The organism is Blastococcus sp. SYSU DS0617 (assembly GCF_054051075.1).
Window position 1 is genome coordinate 1 of sequence record NZ_JBJHAO010000024.1, and the last position, 19873, is coordinate 19873.

At 73.4% G+C, this 19873-nt stretch carries 17 protein-coding genes; 10 read left to right on the forward strand and 7 right to left on the reverse strand.

Translation table 11 applies throughout. From position 1 onward, the window contains the following. Nucleotides 1–116 precede the first annotated feature (116 nt). Together ACI793_RS18545 and ACI793_RS18550 are read left to right on the forward strand one after the other, a co-directional pair. Complete coding sequence (locus ACI793_RS18545) at nucleotides 117–848, forward strand: QcrA and Rieske domain-containing protein (protein ID WP_456607856.1); 732 nt, start codon at nucleotides 117–119, stop codon at nucleotides 846–848. Continuing rightward, nucleotides 845–2116 (forward strand): cytochrome b N-terminal domain-containing protein, encoded by a 1272-nt coding sequence (locus ACI793_RS18550; protein WP_456607857.1) that lies wholly within the window; start codon nucleotides 845–847, stop codon nucleotides 2114–2116. The genes ACI793_RS18545 and ACI793_RS18550 overlap by 4 nt, the downstream gene beginning before the upstream one ends. A 15-nt stretch (nucleotides 2117–2131) precedes the next feature. Here the strand turns inward: ACI793_RS18550 and ACI793_RS18555 are convergent, their stop codons facing one another. Genes ACI793_RS18555 through ACI793_RS18570 form a run of 4 tightly spaced genes read right to left on the reverse strand, consistent with a single transcriptional unit; the run spans nucleotide 2132 to nucleotide 8477 of the window. Next, nucleotides 2132–3241, reverse strand: a complete 1110-nt coding sequence (locus tag ACI793_RS18555; RefSeq protein WP_456607858.1) for an enolase C-terminal domain-like protein — start codon at nucleotides 3239–3241, stop codon at nucleotides 2132–2134. After that, the gene (locus ACI793_RS18560; protein ID WP_456607859.1) at nucleotides 3238–3546 is read right to left on the reverse strand and encodes a hypothetical protein; all 309 of its coding nucleotides are present in this window, start codon (nucleotides 3544–3546) and stop codon (nucleotides 3238–3240) included. The genes ACI793_RS18555 and ACI793_RS18560 overlap by 4 nt, the downstream gene beginning before the upstream one ends. 32 nt (nucleotides 3547–3578) lie before the next feature. Continuing rightward, nucleotides 3579–6686: an FAD-binding and (Fe-S)-binding domain-containing protein gene (locus ACI793_RS18565; protein ID WP_456607860.1), complete on the reverse strand. Its 3108-nt coding sequence runs from the start codon at nucleotides 6684–6686 to the stop codon at nucleotides 3579–3581. A gap of 3 nt (nucleotides 6687–6689) precedes the next feature. Continuing rightward, on the reverse strand, nucleotides 6690–8477 hold the full coding sequence (locus ACI793_RS18570) for a thiamine pyrophosphate-requiring protein (RefSeq protein ID WP_456607861.1): 1788 nt from the start codon (nucleotides 8475–8477) through the stop codon (nucleotides 6690–6692). Between the two features lie 214 nt (nucleotides 8478–8691). Between ACI793_RS18570 and ACI793_RS18575 the strand changes: the two genes are divergently transcribed. The 3 genes from ACI793_RS18575 to ACI793_RS18585 all read left to right on the forward strand — a co-directional run bounded on the left by ACI793_RS18575 (nucleotide 8692) and on the right by ACI793_RS18585 (nucleotide 11123). Beyond that, on the forward strand, nucleotides 8692–8922 hold the full coding sequence (locus ACI793_RS18575; protein ID WP_456607862.1) for a hypothetical protein: 231 nt from the start codon (nucleotides 8692–8694) through the stop codon (nucleotides 8920–8922). Between the two features lie 114 nt (nucleotides 8923–9036). Further along, nucleotides 9037–9288, forward strand: a complete 252-nt coding sequence (locus tag ACI793_RS18580; RefSeq protein WP_456607863.1) for a hypothetical protein — start codon at nucleotides 9037–9039, stop codon at nucleotides 9286–9288. 38 nt (nucleotides 9289–9326) lie between these two features. Then, entirely contained in the window at nucleotides 9327–11123 is a 1797-nt protein-coding gene (locus ACI793_RS18585; protein WP_456607864.1) for an acyl-CoA dehydrogenase, read from the forward strand. A gap of 64 nt (nucleotides 11124–11187) precedes the next feature. Here ACI793_RS18585 and ACI793_RS18590 read toward each other — a convergent pair whose 3' ends face one another. After that, entirely contained in the window at nucleotides 11188–11355 is a 168-nt protein-coding gene (locus ACI793_RS18590; RefSeq protein ID WP_456607865.1) for a hypothetical protein, read from the reverse strand. 206 nt (nucleotides 11356–11561) lie between these two features. On the opposite strand from ACI793_RS18590, the gene ACI793_RS18595 reads away from it, so the two are divergent. Continuing rightward, complete coding sequence (locus tag ACI793_RS18595) at nucleotides 11562–13067, forward strand: MFS transporter (RefSeq protein ID WP_456607866.1); 1506 nt, start codon at nucleotides 11562–11564, stop codon at nucleotides 13065–13067. A 106-nt stretch (nucleotides 13068–13173) separates the two neighbouring features. Then, on the forward strand, nucleotides 13174–14193 hold the full coding sequence (locus tag ACI793_RS18600) for a YihY/virulence factor BrkB family protein (protein ID WP_456607867.1): 1020 nt from the start codon (nucleotides 13174–13176) through the stop codon (nucleotides 14191–14193). A 131-nt stretch (nucleotides 14194–14324) separates the two neighbouring features. Here ACI793_RS18600 and ACI793_RS18605 read toward each other — a convergent pair whose 3' ends face one another. Beyond that, entirely contained in the window at nucleotides 14325–15029 is a 705-nt protein-coding gene (locus ACI793_RS18605; protein ID WP_456607868.1) for a hemerythrin domain-containing protein, read from the reverse strand. Between the two features lie 131 nt (nucleotides 15030–15160). Between ACI793_RS18605 and ACI793_RS18610 the strand changes: the two genes are divergently transcribed. The 3 genes from ACI793_RS18610 to phaZ all read left to right on the forward strand — a co-directional run bounded on the left by ACI793_RS18610 (nucleotide 15161) and on the right by phaZ (nucleotide 18942). Then, on the forward strand, nucleotides 15161–16342 hold the full coding sequence (locus ACI793_RS18610; protein WP_456607869.1) for an acyl-CoA dehydrogenase family protein: 1182 nt from the start codon (nucleotides 15161–15163) through the stop codon (nucleotides 16340–16342). 85 nt (nucleotides 16343–16427) lie between these two features. Next, on the forward strand, nucleotides 16428–18134 hold the full coding sequence (locus ACI793_RS18615) for a PHA/PHB synthase family protein (protein ID WP_456607870.1): 1707 nt from the start codon (nucleotides 16428–16430) through the stop codon (nucleotides 18132–18134). Next, complete coding sequence (gene phaZ / locus ACI793_RS18620; protein WP_456607871.1) at nucleotides 18118–18942, forward strand: poly(3-hydroxyalkanoate) depolymerase; 825 nt, start codon at nucleotides 18118–18120, stop codon at nucleotides 18940–18942. The genes ACI793_RS18615 and phaZ overlap by 17 nt, the downstream gene beginning before the upstream one ends. A 41-nt stretch (nucleotides 18943–18983) precedes the next feature. Here phaZ and ACI793_RS18625 read toward each other — a convergent pair whose 3' ends face one another. Continuing rightward, nucleotides 18984–19601, reverse strand: coding sequence for a hypothetical protein (locus ACI793_RS18625; RefSeq protein ID WP_456607872.1), 618 nt, complete (start codon nucleotides 19599–19601; stop codon nucleotides 18984–18986). Between the last annotated feature and the right edge of the window lie 272 nt (nucleotides 19602–19873).

Genomic DNA, 19873 nt, shown 5'->3' on the forward strand with positions numbered 1-19873 from the left:
CCCCCCCGCCCCCCCCCCCCCCCCCCCCCCCCCCCCCCCCCCCCCCCCCCCCCCCCCCCCCCCCCCCCCCCCCCCCCCCCCCCCCCCCCCCCCCCCCCCCCCCCCCCCCCGCGGCGGTGCTCCTGCTGGCCGCGTTCGTCACGGGCCTGGTGCTCGACTGGCCCGCCTCCGCGCTCGGGCTGACCCTCGGTGGCAGCACCCTGTCCGCCGCGCTCGTCGTCGCGTCGATGCCCGCGGGGGACGAGGCGGAGCTGGTGTGGCCGGACCAGCGCGAGCCGGGGGACGCCCCCCTGCTCGCTGCGGTCGCCGGGCACCGGATCGGCCGGCGCTGGGTCCTCGGTGGCCTCGGCGCCGGCGCGGTCGCCGGGGTGGGCCTGCTCGCCTGGCTGGGCCGGGGTGGGCCACCGGCCACCGGCTGGCGGCGGGGCACGTACCTGGTGACCGGAGAGGGCGAGCGGATCGTCGCGGCCGACGTCCCGATCGGCGGCTTCGGCACCGTGTGGCCGGAGGGTCGGGTCCGGGAGGACCTGGCCGCCGTCGTCCTGGTGCGGCTCTCCTCCCAGCAGGCCCAGCCGCCCACGGTCCTCGACTGGGTCGTGGGCGAGCGGCTGGTCGCCTACTCGAAGATCTGCACTCACGCCGGTTGCCCGGTCGGGCTGTACCAGGAGGACAGCGACTCCCTGTTCTGCCCCTGCCACCAGGCGACGTTCGACGCCGCCCGGGGAGCCGTCCCGACGTTCGGGCCGGCGTCGCGCCCCCTCCCCCAGCTGCCGCTCGGTGTCGACCCGGACGGGTTCCTGGTGGCCACCGGCGACTTCGCCACGCCGATCGGGCCGGTGCGCGGATGAGCGTCCAGCAGGCCCCCGCCCGGCCCCGGTGGCTGCGCGAGCTGTTCGTGCCCACGCACTGGTCCTTCCTGCTCGGACCGGTCGCGGTGGTCTGCTTCGCCGTCCTGCTGCTGACCGGGCTGGTGCTGACCTTCTTCTACGAGCCGTCGGCCGAGCTGGTGGAGTACCAGGGCTCGGCCGACCTCTACGACGGCCGCGACCTGCCGGCCGCGTTCGCCTCCGTGGTGTCGATCAGCCACGACGTGCCCGGAGGGCTGCTGCTGCGCCGCGTGCACCGCGTGGCGAGCTACCTGTTCGTCGCGGCGCTGCTGCTGCACGTGCTGCGGGTGCTCCTCGCCGGCGCCTTCCGCGGTCGCCGCATCTCGAACTACCTGCTCGGCCTGGTCCTGCTGGCGCTGGCCTTCGCGCTGGGGTGGTCGGGGCAGAACCTGGTCTACGACGTGATCACCGGGAGCAGTGTCCGGATCGGGTACTCGATCGCGGGCAGCATCCCCTGGCTCGGCGGCGAGCTGGCCGACCTCGTCTTCGCGGGGCCGGACGTCGCCGACGTCGTCCCCCGGCTGTTCTGGCTGCACGTCCTGCTGCTGCCCGTGGCCTTCGGAGCGCTGCTCGCCGTCCACCTCTGGCTGGTCGTCCGCCAGCGGCACACCGTGCTGCCGCGGGGGCCACGCGGGGAGCGTCGGCTGGTGGTGGTCCCCGGGCGGGCGGGGCTGCGGTCAGGGGCGCTGCTGCTCACCCTGCTGATCAGCAGCCTGCTCCTGATCTCGGCCGCCCTGGTGCCCTTCGGGGACGTGCTGCACATCGGCCCGTTCCTGCCCGGGGTGGCGGGGAACGACATGTATCCCGACTGGTACCTCTTCCCGATGGAGGGGGCGATCCTCGTCCTGCCCGCCGTGGAGTTCGGGATCCTGGGGGCCACGATCACCAACCCGTTCCTCGGCGGGGTCCTGCTGCCGGCGCTGATCGGTGGGGCGCTGCTGGTCTACCCCCTGCTCGAGAGGCTGTTCCGGCGGCGTCCGGACGCCGAGCTCGACCTCAGCGAGCGGCCGTTCGACGCACCGTTCCGCGTCGCCTTCGTGACCTTCGTCGGCACGGTGGGCGCGGTGACGGTCATCGGCGCCGCCAGCGACGTGATCGCCCAGATGTTCGGGCTGGAGGTCGTCACCGTCATCCGGTTCCTGCGCGTCGCGCTCGTGGCGGCCCCTCCGGTGCTGGCCGGCCTTCTGTTCTGGTACGCCCGGCGCCGGTCCCGCGCGGCCCGGCCCTGAGCCGGGGGCGCGGCCTCAGTCGACCCGCAGCTCCTCGACGTCGGCCTCGCGGAGCGTCAGGCCGAGCCCCGGTGCGGTCAGGTCCGGGCGGACCCGTCCACGGTCCGGCTCCGGCGCACCGTCGAAGAGCCGGGCCTCGAACCGCTCGTGGTCGTGGAACCACTCGAGGTGGCGCAGGTTGGGGGTGGCGACGCCCAGGTGGGCGTGCAGCGCGGGCACGCAGTGCGCCGACACCTCGAGCCCGTGGCCCGCGGCGACCGCGGCGGCCCGCAGCCACTCGGTCACCCCGCCGCAGCGGCTGGCGTCGACCTGCAGGCAGTCCACGGCACCGGCGCCGCAGAGCCCCGCGAAGTCCTCGATCCGGGCGCCGTACTCACCGGCGGCCACGTCGCAGTCCAGGCTGCGGCGCACGGACCGCAGCCCCGCCAGGTCGTCGGAGGAGACGGGTTCCTCGAACCACACGACCCCGAGATCGTCGAGCTGCCGGCCCACCCGGACCGCCTGCTTGGCGGTGTACCCGCCGTTGGCGTCGACCAGCAGCGCCACCTCGTCGCCGACGATCTCCCGGGCCAGCCGGGTGCGCGCCAGGTCACGAGGGACTGCGCTGCCCCAGGACTCCCCGATCTTGATCTTCACCTGGTCGAAGCCGCGGTCCAGCCACCCCGCCAGCTGCTCCCGGGTGGCCGCGTCGTCGTAGCTGGTGAACCCGCCGCTGGCGTAGACGGGTGAGTCCTGCCGCACGGTCCCGAGGAGGACCGCCAGCGGGACGTCGAGCAACCGGGCCTTGAGATCCCACAGCGCGACGTCGACCGCGGAGATCCCCATCGCGATCAGGCCGCGCGCCCCGGCGTTGCGGGCGGCCCGCGCCATGGCGTGCGTGGCGTCCTGCGGGTGCAGCGCCGACCGGCCCTCCACCACGCCGGCGAGCAGCCCCCGGACCACTGCGGCGGTCGCCTCGTCCGCGTAGGTCCAGCCGGTCCCGGTGCGGTCCGCCGCCCGGGTCCGCACCACGATCGCCGTCGTCGCGTCCCACTGCAGCGTGCCGTCGGCCTCGGGGCGGTCGGTCGGCAGCCGGTAGACGGCGACGTCGACCCCCTGCACCGGGACGTCCGGTGCCACCGTCACAGCAGCAACCCGAGCAGCAGCCAGACGAGCGCCACCACGGCCACGACCCAGAGGACGTCGGCCAGCAGTCCCCAGCCCCGCGCCTCCTCGGCCGCCACCGGGTCGACCGCCGGATCGGCTGCCGGGTCGACGACCGGATCGACCGCCGGATCGACCGGGTCGGCGACCGGGTCCGCGGCCACGGTCCGGCGGCTCCCGTAGTACGAGGGGTAGGGCGGGCCCCAGCCGCGGTAGCCCCACCCGTAGCCGAGCGGGAGCAGCAGGAGCAGGAGGACGAACAGAAGCCACCACCAGAACCAGAGCACCGTGATCTCCTCTCTCCGACGGTGTGTCTCCCTCAGCCGGCGCAGCGGCCGGCCAGTACGCGTCGCACGGCGGTGACCCCGCCGGTCACCGCGGCCCCGGCCGCGCAGGCGGCCGTCGCCAGCGCCAGCGCCTGCGCCGTCCGGCCGGGTGGGCGCGGAGGCGGCGCCAGCACCTCCTCCGGGCGCTCGCCCAACGGCGCACCGGTCACCAGGCCGGCGAGCGCCTCGGCCAGGTGGACGCCCCGGCGGCCGGTGTCGGCCTGCTCGACCTGGGTGCGACAGCTGAAGCCGTCGGCGAGGACGACCGCCCGAGGATCCCCGCCGCGCACGGCCGGCAGCAGGGCCTGCTCGGCGCAGGCCATGGACACGTCGTAGTGACCGCGCTCGAACCCGAAGTTCCCGGCCAGCCCGCAGCAGCCGGAGTTCAGCACGTCGGCGTCGAACCCGGCCTTGCGCATCAGCTCGCGGTCCTGGTCGAACCCCATGATCGAGTGGTGGTGGCAGTGGGTCTGCACCATCGCCGCACGGTCCGCCGGCGGCGGCGCCCAGTCGGGCGCGTGCTCGCCGAGCAGCTCGGCGAGGGTCCGGGTCCGGTCCGCGAGCAGCCGGACGTCCGCGTCGTCCGGGAGCAGCTCCGGCGCGTCGGACCGGAAGACCGCCGTGCAGCTGGGCTCCAGCCCCACGACCGGCATCCCCTCGCGCAGCGCCGGTGCCAGTGCGCCCGCCGTCCGGCGCAGGATCCGGGAGGCCGTCGCCAGCTGGCCCGTGGAGATCCAGGTCAGCCCGCAGCACAGCTCCTGGTCCGGGATCCGCACGGTGAAGCCGGCGTCCTCCAGCACCGTCACCGCGGCCTGGCCGATGTGCGGCTGGAAGAACTCGGTGAAGGTGTCGGGCCAGAGCAGCACCTCGCCGCGCTCCCCCGTCCCACGAGGTCCCCGCTCGCGGTACCAGGAGGTGAAGCGCTGCGGGGCGAACAGCGGCAGGTCGCGCTCCGGGGTCACCCCGCCGATCGCCTTGGCCACCGTGCGCAACCCCGGCGTCCGGGTCAGCACGTTGACGACCCGCGGCGCCAGGGCGCCGACGCGGGCGACCAGCGGCAGCCAGCCCAGGGTGTAGTGGGTCCGCGGGCGCACCCGGCCCGCGTAGTGGTGGGACAGGAACTCCGCCTTGTACGTCGCCATGTCCACGTCGACCGGGCAGTCGCTCCGGCACCCCTTGCACGCCAGGCACAGGTCCAGCGCGTCACGGACGGCGGTCGAGCGCCAGCGGTCCCGGATGACGTCGCCCCGCAGCATCTCGAACAGCAGGCGGGCGCGGCCGCGGGTGGAGTGCTTCTCGTCGCCGGTGACCTGGTAGCTCGGGCACATCACCGCACCCGGCGACGCGTCCAGCGAGGCCCGGCACTTGCCGACGCCGACGCAACGCGCCGCGGCGTGTGAGAAGGCGCCGTCGTCCTCCGGGTAGCCGAAGGCGACCTCGGGCTCCCACGCCGGGTAGTCGGGAGTGAGCCGCAGGTGCACGTCCAGGGGATAGGGCGCGACGACCTTTCCCGGGTTCAGCGCGTTCCCCGGGTCCAGCAGCGCCTTCATCCGGCCGAAGGCCTCGACGACCTGCGGATCGAACATCCGCGGCAGCAGCTCGGCCCGCACCTGCCCGTCACCGTGCTCGCCGGACATCGAGCCGCCGTACCGGGCGACGAGATCCGCGGCGTCCTCGAGGAACGAGCGGTAGGGGTCCTGGCCGCCGGGTTCGCCGAGCGGGAAGGGGATGCGCAGGTGCACGCACCCGTGGCCGAAGTGCCCGTACAGGGACGAGGGCGTGAGCTGGTGTCGCTCGAGCAGCTCCCCGAGGTCGGCGAGGTAGTCCCCGAGCCGTTCCGGGGCGACGGCGGAGTCCTCCCACCCGGGCCAGGTGTCCGGAGCGCCGGGTGGGTGCGCGGTGGCGCCCAGCCCGGACTCGCGGAAGGCCCACATGTCCGCCTGCTCGGCCGGGTCCTCCAGCACCAGCACGGCGGGCCGATCGGGGGCCGACCGGAGGTCCTCGACCAGGCGCTCCATCCGCCGGTCCAGGTCGTCCTCCTCCCCCGCCAGCTCCACCAGCAGCCAGCCGGAGCCCTCCGGCAGCCTCTCCAGCGCCCGTGGGTTCATCCCGAGCTCGGCCTGGTTGCGGCGCAGCACCTCGTCGACGCCCTCGAGCCGGTGCGGCCGGTGCGGGAGCACCCGGGCGACCTCCCGGCCGGCGGCGACGACGTCGGGGTAACCCACGACCGCCAGCCGCCGGGCCCGCGGGAGCTCGGACAGGTGGAGCTCCGCTCGCAGCACCGTCACCAGCGTGCCCTCGCTGCCGACCAGTGCCCGGGCCACGTCGAAGCCGTTCTCGGGCAGCAGTGCGTCGAGGTTGTATCCGGACACGCGCCGCGGGATCCGGGGGAAACCGGTCCGGATGGCGCCCAGGTAGGTGTCCCGCAGCTCGCGCAGCCCGCGGTAGACCTCGGCCCTGCGGCCGCCGGCCGCCACGATCCCGGCGTACTCCTCGTCGGTCGTCGGCCCCACCCACATGCGGGTGCCGTCGGCCAGGAGGACCTCGAGGCGGGAGACCTTGTCCACCGCCTTGCCGTAGACCTGCGCCGAGGCGCCGCAGGCGTTGTTGCCCAGCATGCCGCCGACGGTGCAGGTCCAGTGCGTCGCCGGCTGCGGCCCCCACGTCAGCCCGTGCTCGGCGAGCCGGCCGTCGAGGTGGTCGAGGACCATGCCGGGCTCGACCACGCAGGTACGGCCTTCGACGTCGACGGACTCCAGCCGGTTGCAGTACCGGCTCCAGTCGAGGACGACGGCGGCGTTGGTGGTCTGCCCGGCCAGGCTGGTCCCTCCGCCCCGCGACAGCAGCGGCACCCCGTGCTCACGGCAGACCGCCGCGGCCTCCACGGCGGCCTCCACCGTGCGCGGCTCCACGACGCCCAGCGGCGGGGTCCGGTAGTTCGACGCGTCGGTGGAGTACGCACCGCGGGTGCCGGTGTCGAACCGGACGCCGCCGTCGACCCGGCGGCCCAGCTCGGCCGCCAGTGCCGCGACGTCCACCCGGTCGGGGCGGGCCGGCTCCGGCGGCCGGCTGGTGGGCGGTGGCAGATCGGTGACCGCCATCGCTCAGCCCCGGTGCGGCAGGAATTCCTTGATCTTGGTCTTGGCCCCCTGCTTGACCACACCCCAGGCGTCCTCGTCGCCCTTGAACAGCGACCTGGCCGTCTCGGTCATCTGCTCGATCGTCGCGTGCGGCGGGATGGGCGGCACGTCCGCGTCGACGTGCACGTCGAGCAGCGCCGGCCGGCCCGCGGCCAGCGCGCGGTCCCACGCCGGCCCCACCTGGTCGGGGTCGTCCACCGTGATCGCCTCGAAGCCGAGGCCGGCGGCGAACGCGGCGTAGGAGACGTCGGGCAGCGTCTGCGAGTCGGCCAGCTTCGGGAAGCCGCCCATGGCCCGCATCTCCCAGGTCACCTGGTTCAGGTCGTTGTTGTGGAGCACCGCGATCACCATGCGCGGGTCGGCCCACTCCTGCCAGTACCGGGAGATGGTGATCAGCTCGGCCAGGCCGTTCATCTGCATCGCCCCGTCGCCGACGAAGGCGATCACCGGCCGGTCGGGGTGGCCGAACTTGGCACCGATGCCGTACGGCACCGCCGGCCCCATGGTGGCCAGCGTCCCGGAGAGCGAGCCGCGGGTGTCCGGGCCGAACCGCAGGTGCCGCGCGTACCAGTTGGCCGACGACCCGGAGTCCGCGGTGATGACGGCGTTGCCGGGCATCCGGTCGTTGAGCTCGTAGAACAGCCGCATCGGGTTGACCGGGTCGGCGTCGGTCATGGCCCGCATGTGGATGGTCTCCCACCAGCGCCGGACGCCGTCCTCGATGCCGTCCCGCCAGGACCGGTCGGGCTTGCGCTCCAGCAGCGGGATCAGCGCGCGGAGGGTGGTGGCGGCGTCCCCCACGAGGTTCAGCTCGTACGGGTAGCGCATGCCGATGAACTTCGCGTCGTGGTCTATCTGCACGCCGCGCGCCTGGCCGTACTCGGGGAAGAACTCGCTGTAGGGCAGGTTGGAGCCGACCGTCAGCAGGGTGTCGCAGTTCTCCATCATCTCCCAGGTCGGGCGGGTGCCCAGCAGCCCGATCGACCCGGTGACGAACGGCAGGTCGTCGGGCAGCACGTCCTTGCCGAGGAGCGCCTTGGCGACGCCCGCGCCCAGGATGTCGGCGACCTCGATCACCTCGGCGCGGGCACCCCGCGCTCCCTGGCCGACCAGCATCGCGACCTTGCTCCCACTGTTGAGCAGGTCGGCGGCGGCGCGGATCGACGGGTCGTCCGGGGTGATCGTCGGCGTCGAGGTGTGGACGCCGCTCGAGGGCACCATCTTGTGCTCGTGCGTCGGCGGGCTGTACTCCAGCTCCTGCACATCGGCGGGGATGATGACCGCCGTGGGGGCGTGCTCCGCCGCGGCGGTCCGGATGGCCCGGTCGAGCACGTTCGGCAGCTGTTCGGGTGTGTTGACCACGTGGACGTAGTGGTGGGCGACGTCCTTGAACAGCGACAGCAGGTCGACCTCCTGCTGGTAGGACCCGCCCATGGCGCTGCGGTCGGTCTGGCCGACGATCGCCACGACCGGCACGTGGTCCAGCTTCGCGTCGTAGAGGCCGTTGAGCAGGTGGATGGCTCCCGGTCCCGAGGTGGCCATGCACACGCCCACGCGGCCGGTGAACTTCGCGTAGCCCACGGCCTCGAACGCGGACATCTCCTCGTGCCGGGACTGCACGAACTGCAGGCCCTCCTGCTCGCCGAAGGCCTCGAGGATGCCGTTGATCCCGTCGCCGGGATAGGCGAACACCTTCTCGACGTCCCACTCCTGCAGTCGCTCCAGGAGCACGTCGGAAACGGTCTGGCTCATGGGGAGGCTCCTCCCACTCGGTTGCTCCGTTCGCCGCCGCGCTACCCGTCGGGCCCACGGGAAAACGAGCCGACACAGAACCGTCATGGGCGGCGCCACCGCCCGGTGGCCCCGGACGTCGCACGGGACTTTTCGGCCGGGTCCACGTTGCGTGCCCCGGGCGCTCGGGTAGCCCGGGGAGGTCAGAACCACCACCACGAGATGGAGGACGGTCATGACCAGCACCGAGACCGGCAAGATCACCGGCACACCGGACAAGGACTACAACCTGATCTGGTTCACCGAGGCCAGCCTCGACAACGCCTTGCGGCTGGAGACCTACATCCAGGACGCCGAACGGGCGGGCGACTCCGAGCTCGCCGAATTCTTCCGGAAGGCCCAGTCCGAGAGCCGCAAGGGCGGCGAACAGGGCAAGGCGATGCTCAAGGCCCGGCTGAACGGCTGACACCCCGAGCCGAGATCCGGCTCCGCCCGGCGTGCCGGGGCACCGGCCCCGGCGCGCCGTGGCGGGCACCGGAGGCGCACACGCCGAGCCGGCCGCCGGCGACCTGGAGGAGAGATGGACGATGCCCGCGACCGCGCCGGCCACGGTGGACCCAAGGACCCGGAAGCCCGGCTCGGGCCCCGGAGGACCGCGCTGCGCCGGATGGCCGCACTCGCCGTCGGCATCGTGGTGCTGATCTTCGTCGTCCTGCTGGTGATCTGGCTGGCCGGCCGCGCCACCGCCGACGTGCGCGGCCCTGCCTCCGACGCATCCGGAGTCGTCCGGGCCGGCGATCCCGTCGTGGAGGAGACCGGACCGCTTCCCTGAGCCGCACCCGGTGGGACGGTCCGACCTAGGCTTGGTGCGTGCCGACGCCGTCCCTGATCCTGTCCCGCCGCGACCTGGACTTCCTGCTGCACGAATGGCTGGACGTCGAGTCCCTGACCAAGCGGCCGCGGTTCACCGAGCACTCGCGGGACACCTTCGACGCGGTGCTCGACCTGGCCCAGCAGGTCGCCACCGAGCACTTCGCCCCGCACAACCGCACGGCCGACGAGAACGAGCCGCGCATGGTCGACGGCAAGGTCGTGCTCGTGCCCGAGGTCGGCCGGGCGCTGGCGGTCTTCGCCGAGACCGGGCTGATGGCCGGCTCCTTCGACGAGGAGTTCGGCGGCATGCAGCTGCCGCACACGGTCGGCCAGGCGGTGCTGGCCTGGTTCCAGGCGGCCAACATCGGCACGTCGGCCTATCCGTTCCTCACCATGGCCAACGCCCGGCTGCTGCTGACCCACGGCAGCCGGCAGCAGATCGACACGTTCGTCGCCCCGATGGTCGAGGGCCGCTGGTTCGGCACGATGGCGCTGTCCGAGCCGCAGGCCGGCTCCTCGCTCGCCGACATCACCACGAAGGCGGTGCCCCAGGACGACGGCACGTACCGGCTCAGCGGCAACAAGATGTGGATCTCCGGCGGGGACCACGAGCTGACCGAGAACATCGTCCACCTGGTGCTGGCGAAGGTGCCCGGCGGTCCGGCCGGCGTGAAGGGCATCTCGCTGTTCGTCGTCCCCAAGTTCCTGGTGGAGCCCGACGGCTCGCCGGGTGAGCGCAACGACGTCGTGCTGGCCGGCCTCAACCACAAGATGGGCTACCGCGGGACGACGAACACGCTGCTCAACTTCGGCGAGGGCGTGCACACGCCGGGCGGGCGGGCCGGCGCCGTGGGCTACCTCGTGGGCGAGGAGAACCGCGGCCTGACCTACATGTTCCACATGATGAACGAGGCGCGGATCGGCGTCGGGGTGGGCGCGTCCGTGCTCGGGTACACCGGCTACCTGCACGCGCTGGAGTACGCGCGCACCCGCACGCAGGGCCGGCCCGCCGGCGCCAAGGACCCCTCCTCACCGATGACGCCGATCATCGAGCACCCCGACGTCCGCCGGATGCTGCTGGCCGCCAAGAGCTACGCCGAGGGCGGGCTGGCGCTGGGCCTGTACTGCGCGCGGTTGGTCGACGAGGAGCAGACGGCCGAGAGCGCCGACGAGCGGGACCGCGCCCACCTGCTGCTCGACACGCTGACGCCGGTCGCCAAGGCCTGGCCGTCGCAGTGGGGGCTGGCCGCCGACGACCTGGCCATCCAGGTGCACGGCGGTTACGGCTACACCCGCGACTACCCGGTCGAGCAGTTCTACCGGGACAACCGGCTCAACCCGATCCACGAGGGGACGCAGGGCATCCAGTCCCTGGACCTGCTCGGCCGCAAGGTGGTGCTGCAGGGCGGTGCCGGGCTCGCCCTGCTCGCGGAGACCATCGGGACCACCACGAGCCGCGCCGCCGGCACCGAGTGGTCCGGTTTCGCCGCCGACCTGGACGCCGCCGTCGCCCGGCTGGTGGCGGTCACCGCGACGCTGTGGGGCACCGGGGATCCCGACCTGGCGCTGGCCAACTCGCACGTCTACCTGGAGGCCGCCGGGCACGTCGTCGTCGCCTGGCTGTGGCTGGAGCAGGCGCTGGCCACGGGCGGTGGATCCGGGGCGTTCTACGACGGCAAGCGCGCCGCCGCCCGCTACTTCTGGCGCTGGGAGCTGCCGCGTACGGGCGCGCAGTTCGACCTGCTGGAGTCGCTGGACCGGACGGTGCTGGACACCCCGGCCGACGTGCTCTGAGCAGCAGGACGCCCCGCCTGCTCCACGAGGGAGCGGACGGGGCGTTCGAGGTCCGTCGGCGGCGTCAGGCGGCCCGCGCCGCGCGCACCGGTTCCGCGCTGGCGTGCCGGGCACCGGAAGTGCGCTCGGCGCGCTCGCGCTCGTACCGGGCGGTGGACTGCGTGCCCATCGCGATCACCAGGGCCGTCAGGACCAGGAAGCCGATCAGCGTCACGGCCGGCCACATCACCATTCTTGTCTTCTCCCCAAGCATCGAGAGGCCACCGTCGGGTCACGGACGGCGGCACGTCGTCGAGGGCTCTGTCCCCCGTCCCGCCGCATTCCAATCGTCGAGTTGCACACTTCACCTGACGGGGTGTGATCAGCGTCATGCCGACCGGCCCGCGACGGCCCGGAGCAGGGGGACGAGGCCCGCGGCGGCCGTGGTCTGATCGAGGGGTGCCCGACCGCGAACAGCCCGCTGTCCGGGGCGGTGTGGCCGGCGCCGTCCTGCTGGTGCTCGCCCTCTCGCTGGTCGTCATCACGCTCTCGCTGCTGCAGAGCCTCGTCGTCCCCGTCCTCGACCGGATCGCCGAGCAGCTCGACGTCTCGCCCTCGGCGGCCGGCTGGGTCCTGACCGCGAACCTGCTCGCCGCCACGGTGCTCACCCCCGTGCTGGGCCGGCTGGGCGACCTGAAGGGCGAGCGGCCGGTCATCCTCGGCATCCTCGCGACCGTCGCGGCGGGAACCGTGCTGGCGATCGCGACGGAGTCCCTGCCGCTCCTGCTGCTGGCCCGCGTGCTGCAGGGCGCCTCCTACGGGCTGTTCCCGCTGTCCATCAGCGTGCTGCGCCGCGAGCTGCCCGAGCGCCGGCTCGGGGTCGCCATGTCCGTGGTCAGCAGCACCCTGGGCGTCGGCGGCGTGGCCGGGCTGGTGGCGACCGGCCTGCTCGCGGGTGACGACGCCGACTACCGCCGGCCGTTCTGGCTCGGGCTGGCCATCACCGTCGTGGCGTTCGCGCTCTGCCTCCGGCTGCTGCCCCGCCGCGCCGCGACCGGCTCGGGCAGGGTGGACTGGTGGGGCGCCGCCGTCCTGGGGCTCGGGCTGAGCCTCCTGCTGCTGTTCGTCTCGCAGGGCAACGCCTGGGGATGGTCCTCACCGGCGGCGCTCGGCTGCCTGGTCGGGTCGGTCGTGGTCCTGGGCGGGTGGACGGTGCTGCAGCGGCGGCTGGCCGAGCCACTGGTCCGGCCCGCGATGCTCGCCGACCGGCGCACGATCATCCCGAACGTGGTCGGGCTCCTGGCCGGCGTGGCGATGTTCGCCTCGTTCCTCGCCGTCCTCCAGTTCGTGCAGAGCCCGCCGGAGGTCACGGGGTACGGCTTCGGCGCCTCGGTCCTCGAGGCGACCGTCATCTACCTGCTCCCGGGCGGGATCGTCGGCATCATCCTGGCCCCGTTCGCCGGCTCCGTGGTCACCCGCTTCGGCGGGCTGCCGACGCTGGTCGTGGGGTGGACGTTCGGCCTGGCCGGGTTCGCCCTCCTGACCTGGCTCCGCAGCGAGCCCTGGGCGGTGATCGGCGCCGGGCTGCTGACCCAGGTGGCGGTGACCATCACCTACGCCGCGCTGCCCTCGCTCATCGTGCAGGCGGTGCACGAGGACGAGACGGGCGTGGCCAACGCCGTCAACTCGATCGCCCGCTCCGTGGGCCAGGCCCTGGGCAGCGCGCTCACGGTCACGCTCATCGCCGCGCACCTCGACCCCGGGACCGGCCTCCCCCGGAACATCGCCTTCACACTGGTGGGCATCATCGGGATCGGGGTCTCGGTCGCGATCCTCGCCGCCGCCCTGCTCGGCCTCGTGGGCGACCGCCGCGCCGGCCGCGCGCAGCGCCCGGAGCCGCCGGACGAGGTCGAGGAGGCCATCGCCGGGGCCGGTGAGTGGTCCCCGGTGTCCGGCATCCGCTGATCTCCCTTTCGCAACGGCATGCCGTTCCCGGCATGGAACCGGACGGTCCGGGGCATCCGTCTCCCCGATCGAGGGCTCCGCGCCTTCCCCCGACCCGGAGGACTCCATGACCCGACCCACCGGCTCGTCCAGCCGGGCGAGCACGTCCGCCGGCGGCGACCCCGCCCCCGACGACGACAACGTCAGCGGTACGCGCGCCGACTACGCCCCCACCGGCGCCGACCCGTCGCCGACCACCGGCGGCACGCTGAAGCGCACCGCCAAGGAGTTCAGCGAGGACAACCTCACCGACTGGGCCGCCGCGCTGACCTACTACGGCGTGCTCGCGCTCTTCCCCGCGCTCACCGCCCTGGTCTCCATCGTCGGCCTGCTGACCGACCCCCAGCAGCTCACCGACGCGCTCACCGAGGTCGTCCCGGCGGACGCGGCCGAGACCCTCAACCCGGTCATCGACCAGATCGCCGGGAACCAGGGCGCGGCCGGCTTCGCCCTGATCCTCGGCCTCGTCGGCGCCATCTGGACGGCGTCGGGCTACGTCGGCGCGTTCACCCGCGCCGCCAACGTCGTCTACGAGACGCCGGAAGGCCGCAAGATCTGGAAGCTCAAGCCGCTGCAGCTGCTGATCACCCTGATCGGCATCCTGTTCGCCGCGCTCATCCTGGCGATGCTGGTGCTCAGCGGCCCCGTGGTCGACGCGGTCGGGCAGGCCATCGGCCTGGGCGACACCGTCCTGACCGTCTGGACCTGGGCCAAGTGGCCGGTGATGCTGGTCCTGCTCGCGCTGATGATCGCGGTCCTCTACTACTCGACGCCGAACGTGAAGCTGCGCGGCTTCAAGTTCGTGAGCCCGGGGGCCGGGGTGGCCATCCTGGTCGCCGTCGTGGCGTCGGCGCTGTTCGCCTTCTACGTGGCCAACTTCGGCAGCTACAACGCCACCTACGGGGCGCTGGCCGGCGTCGTCATCTTCCTGATCTGGTTCTGGCTGATCAACGTGGCGCTGCTGTTCGGCATCGAGCTCGACGCCGAGGTGGAGCGCACGAAGGAGCTGAAGGACGGCGTGCCGCGGGCGGACAAGGAGATCCAGCTCGACGCTCGCGACGACCCCAAGGACCAGCAGACGACGTAGGACGCGCACACCCAGCGACCCCCTCCCGGTTCTCCGGAAGGGGGTCGCTGTCGTTCTGGGGCGGTGGACCAACTGCGGGGAAGTTGTGCTCCGATCCCCCTCGTGGAGGCCTTCTTCCCCGCAGTTGCGGGCTACCGGCTGGTCGGGGGCTGGTCGCCCTTTCGGGACAGCGGGATCCGCTCGACCAGGCCGGCGAGCCCGGCCAGGCCCTGGCTCAGCGCACGACCGGCCGGGACGAACCGGTCCGGCGCACGGCGCACGCCGGCGTCGACCACGTCCCGGGTCCGGTCGATCAGCGACAGCGGGAGTCCCGACAGCGCGTTGCCCGGCGGACGGCGGGACACCGTGGGATGCGGCCGGGTGGGCGAGATGCGGGCCATGATCGCCCAGCGGCGGCCCAGCGCCCGGAGCTCCTCGGGGCTGAGCTGCTCCTGCAGCCGGGGGAACAGCACATCCTCCTCGTCGCGGACGTCCTCGCGCAGCACCTCGGTCAGCCGCCGCAGCCGGGCGGGCCGCTCGGGGTGGTCCAGGCCGTCGCGCTCCAGCGCGGTGACGAGCTCGTTGACCTCCTGGTGCTCCTCCTCCACCTGCAGCGTCAGCGCGTCGCCGTCGGGCAGGACCCGCCGGATCACCGGCCAGAGGACGGTCTCCTCGGCGAAGGCGTGGCTGAACACGAGCCGGTCGATCCGCCCGAGCACCTCCTCCTGGGCGGTGCCGGTGGAGCCGTCGAGCTCGTGCAGCAGGCGGTCGAGCTCGACGTGGTCCCGGCGCTGGCGGACGAGCACGCTGCCCGGCCCGCCGAGCTCGTCGTCGGTCTGGTCGGCGATGGATCTCACGGTGCACTCCTCAGGGACGGCGGATCAGGAGTCCCTGCCCGAACGGGAGCACCGGCATTCGTCACGTTGCGGGGGCACCCGACCGGGTAGGGGCTGACGACGTCCTTTCCGACTGCAGGGAGATCCACCCCATGAGCGAGCGCCCTCCGGAGACCTCGGACTTCTACGACCTGGAGGCGCTGCTGCCCGACGACGAGCGGGCGCTGCTGCACCGGGTGCGGGCGTTCATGGACACCCACGTCGAGCCGGTGATCAACGACTACTGGACCCGCGCGGAGTTCCCGCACGAGCTGGTCCCGGGCCTGGCCGAGCTGGGCATCGCCGGCAACCCCTACTCCGGCTACGGCTGTCCCGGCCGCTCGTCGCTGTTCGACGGCATGCTCGCCATGGAGCTCTCCCGCGGGGACGCCTCGATCTCGACGTTCATGGGCGTGCACGGCGGGCTGGCCATGGGCTCGATCTACCTGTGCGGATCCGAGGAGCAGAAGCAGCGCTGGCTGCCGCCGATGGCCCGCATGGAGCTGATCGGCGCGTTCGGTCTCACCGAACCGGACGCCGGCTCCGACATCGCCCGCGGCGCGCAGACGACCTGCCGCCGGGAGGGCGACACCTGGGTCCTCAACGGCGAGAAGAAGTGGATCGGCAACGCCAGCTTCGCCGACCTGATCATCATCTGGGCCAAGGACGAGGAGACCGACGACGTCCTCGGCTTCGTCGTCGAGAAGGGGACGCCCGGCTACTCGACCGTCGACCTCAAGGACAAGATCGCGCTGCGGGTCGTGCAGAACGCGGTGATCACGCTGGAGGACGTCCGCGTGCCGGAGGAGAACCGGCTGCAGGAGGCGCGCAGCTTCCGCGACACGGCCAAGGTGCTGAAGATGACCCGCGCCGGGGTCGCGTGGTCGTCGGTGGGCTGCTCCCGCGGGGCGTACGAGCACGCGCTGCGGTACGCCACCGAGCGCGAGCAGTTCGGCCAGCCGATCGCGGAGTTCCAGCTGGTGCAGGACCTGCTGGTGCGGATGCTCGGGAACATCACCGCCTCGGCCGCCATGTGCGCGCGGCTCTCCCAGCTGCAGGACGACGACACGATGACCGACGAGCAGGCGTCGCTGGCCAAGGCCTTCTGCACCATGCGGATGCGCGAGACGGTCGGCTACGCCCGCGAGCTGATGGGCGGCAACGGGATCCTGCTGGAGAACCACGTGGCCCGGTTCGCCGCGGACGCCGAGGCGATCTACTCCTACGAGGGCACCCGCGAGGTCAACACGCTGATCGTCGGCCGGGCGGTGACCGGCACCAGCGCGATCACCTGACCTCGCGACGGTTCCGCGCGCTCCTGCCGGGGCACCGGAGGTGTGCTCTAGTGAGCTGAGCCACATCCGGACGCGAGGAGACGCGATGACCACGACGGCGACGCAGCCGGAAGTCCCGGAGGGCGCGGCCGAGGGCGCGCTCGGCCTGGACATGGTGCTCGTGGACGCCGCGCGCGGGCCCTTGCGCCGGATGGTGCCCCCGGCCGGCACCGCGCTGCGGTTCGGCGCGGCGCTGGCGCGGCAGCCCGGCACGCTGGCGCGGCGGACCGGGGAGCTGGCCCGGGAACTGAGCCTGATCACGGTGGGCCGGTCCGAGCTCGCGCCCGGCAAGAAGGACAAGCGGTTCGCCGACCCGGCCTGGTCGGGCAACCCGCTGCTCAGGCGCGCCATGCAGACCCATCTCGCCACCGCACGGACCACCTGGGAGCTGATCGAGGACGCCGACCTGGACTGGCAGGACGACGAGCGGATCCGGTTCACCGCGACCAACCTGGTCGACGCCCTGGCCCCGTCGAACGTGCCCGTGCTGAACCCGCTGGGCTGGAAGGCGCTGATCGACACCGGCGGGAAGAACGTGGTGCAGGGGCTGCGGCGCATGGCGAGCGACCTCGCCGCGCCGCCGCGGGTGCCGTCGATGGTGGATCCCGACGCCTTCACCGTCGGGGAGGACCTCGCGGTCACCCCCGGCGTGGTCGTGTTCCGCACCGACGTGTTCGAGCTGATCCGCTACCGGCCGACGACGGAGACCGTGCGCGAGGTGCCGCTGCTGATCGTCCCGCCGACGATCAACAAGTACTACATCACCGACCTCGCGCCCGGCCGCAGCATCGTCGAGCACTACCTGGCCGCCGGCCAGCAGGTCTTCATGATCTCCTGGCGCAACCCGGACGAGCGGCACGCCGACTGGGATCTGGACACCTACGGGCAGGCGCTGCTCGACGCGATGGACGCCGTGGAGCAGGCGACCGGGAACGAGCGGGTGGCGCTGCAGGCGTTCTGCTCGGGCGGGATCATCACCGCCATGGTGCTGGCCCATCTGGCCGCGCAGGGTCGCCAGGACCGGGTGAGCGCGGCCAGCTTCGCCGTCACCGTCCTGGACTGGTCGCGGGCGGGCACCGTCTCGGCACTGATGGACGAGGAGTCGGTGCGGGCGGCGACCGAGCGGTCCCGGCAGAAGGGCTACCTGGACGGCGCCCAGCTGGCCGAGGTGTTCGCCTGGCTGCGACCCAACGACCTGATCTGGAACTACTGGGTCAACAACTACCTGCAGGGCAAGCCGCCCCCGAACTTCGACATCCTGTTCTGGAACGCCGACACGACGCGGATGAGCGCCGGGCTGCACCGCGACTTCATCGACGTCGCTCTCGGCAACGCGCTGACCGAGGCTGGCGCCGCGACGATGCTGGGCACCCCGGTCGACCTGTCCTCGGTCACCGTCGACACCTACGTCACGGCGGGAATCGCCGACCACCTCTGCCCGTGGCAGGCCTGCTACCGGAGCACGCAGCTGCTCGGCGGGGAGAGCCGCTTCATCCTCTCCACCAGCGGTCACATCGCGTCGCTGGTGAACCCGCCGGGGAACCCGAAGTCCACCTTCCAGGTCGCCGACGGGACGCCGGCGGACCCGGAGGAGTGGCTGGGGGCCGCCCGCACGGAGAAGGGCTCGTGGTGGCCGGACTTCACCGCCTGGCTGGGTGAGCGGTGCGGCGAGCAGGTGCCGGCACCCACCGAGCTGGGCGGCGGGCTGGACGTGCTGGGCGAGGCGCCGGGCACCTATGTCTTCGACAAGTAGCGGCGAGCGGGTCCGGACGATCACCGCCGGCGGGCGGACGCTGCGGACGTCGGTCCGGCCCGGGACCGACACCGACGTCCCACCGCTGCTGCTCATGAACGGGATCGGCGCGAGCCTCGAGGTCCTCCAGCCCTTCGTCGACGCGCTGGACCACCGGCGCACCGTGGTCCGGTTCGACGTGCCCGGCGTGGGCGGGTCCCCGCCGCCCGTCGTCCCGTACAACCTCGCCACGTTCGGTCCCGTCGTGACCGGCCTGCTCGACCGCCTGGGCTTCACGCGTGCGGTCGACGTCCTCGGCCTGAGCTGGGGCGGCGGGCTCGCCCAGCACTTCGCCGTCCAGCACCGGCGCCGCTGCCGCCGGCTCGTCCTCGCCGCGACCGGCACCGGAGCCCTCATGGTGCCGGCGCACCCGCGGGTGCTGGGCCGCATGCTCACGCCCCGGCGGCACCGCGACCCCGAGTACGCGCGCCGCATCGCCGGTGAGATCTACGGCGGCACGATGCGCAGCGAACCGGAGCGTGCGGCCCGGGTGCTGCACGCCGAGACCCGTCTGGGGCCGCGCCGGGGCTACTACTACCAGCTGGCCGCCAGCACCGGCTGGAGCAGCCTGCCGTTCCTGCGGCTCATCCGGCAGCCCACGCTGATCCTGGCCGGCGACGACGACCCGATCGTGCCCGCGGTCAACGCGCGCCTGATGACCCGGCTGCTCCCGGACGCCCGGCTGCACCTCTACCGCGGTGGGCACATCGCGCTCGTCACCGAGGCGGCCGAGCTGGCTCCCGTGGTGGACGGCTTCCTCGACGGCTGATCCGGCCGCCCACCGGCGCGCCGTCCCAGCGACGGGGTCCCTCAGGCCTCCCGGCGGACGACGACGGCCCCGCCCCAGGACTCGGGCGCCAGGCCGCGGGCCGCGAGCACCTCGGCCAGGGCCTGGTTCATGGCCTGCTGCACGGCGGAGTCGGCCGCGGCGCCGTGCACCTGGTCCAGGCTCATCCGGTCGTGCTGGCGCCACGCGACGACGACGCCGTCGAGGTCCGGCGTCGGGGTGAGGCAGGCGCCGCCCAGCGGCCCAGCGGCCCCGGTGGCGTCGTGCAACGGCAGACCGGCCTCGCTCAGCGCCGCGGTCACCTCGACCAGGAGCGTGGTCAGCGGGTCCTCCTCCGCGAGCAGGGGCTCCCACTCCTCGGGCAGCCGGTCCAGCTGCGCGGTGAGGTGGTCCAGCCACGCCCACTCCTGCGGCGACGGTCGCCGGCGCAGCGAGCCGTCGGCCCGGCGGACGCCGTAGGCCGGACGCGCGGCGGCACCGTCGGCGAGGGCCGTGCTCGACCAGCCGGCCGCGGCGCGATCGGGGAACGGTCCCGCGAGCACCCGGCCGGGCGCGTCCTCGCTGCCGTCGACCAGCCACCATCCCTCGACGCCGGTGTCGGCGACGACGGAACTACCGGGCAGACCACCCATGACACTCATTGCGATCCATCCATCCATGGAGGTCCCGCCCCGGGGGAAGAGAGGCGGGCACCGCGTCGCCGGCCGTGGCGGCGCGATGGGAGAAAGGTAGGCGCCGGAGCCCCCCTGCGGACGCGGTACGGGCTCGTTCCGGACTCGCGTGTCCGGATCGTTGCGGAGGCCGCCGTCGGGGCCGGTGACCCGCCGCCCGCGCGGACCACATGTCGACAGATCCCGCCGTCCCCGGCGTGTTCCCGCAGGACGACGGGCCGGTCACCCCGGGACACGCGCAC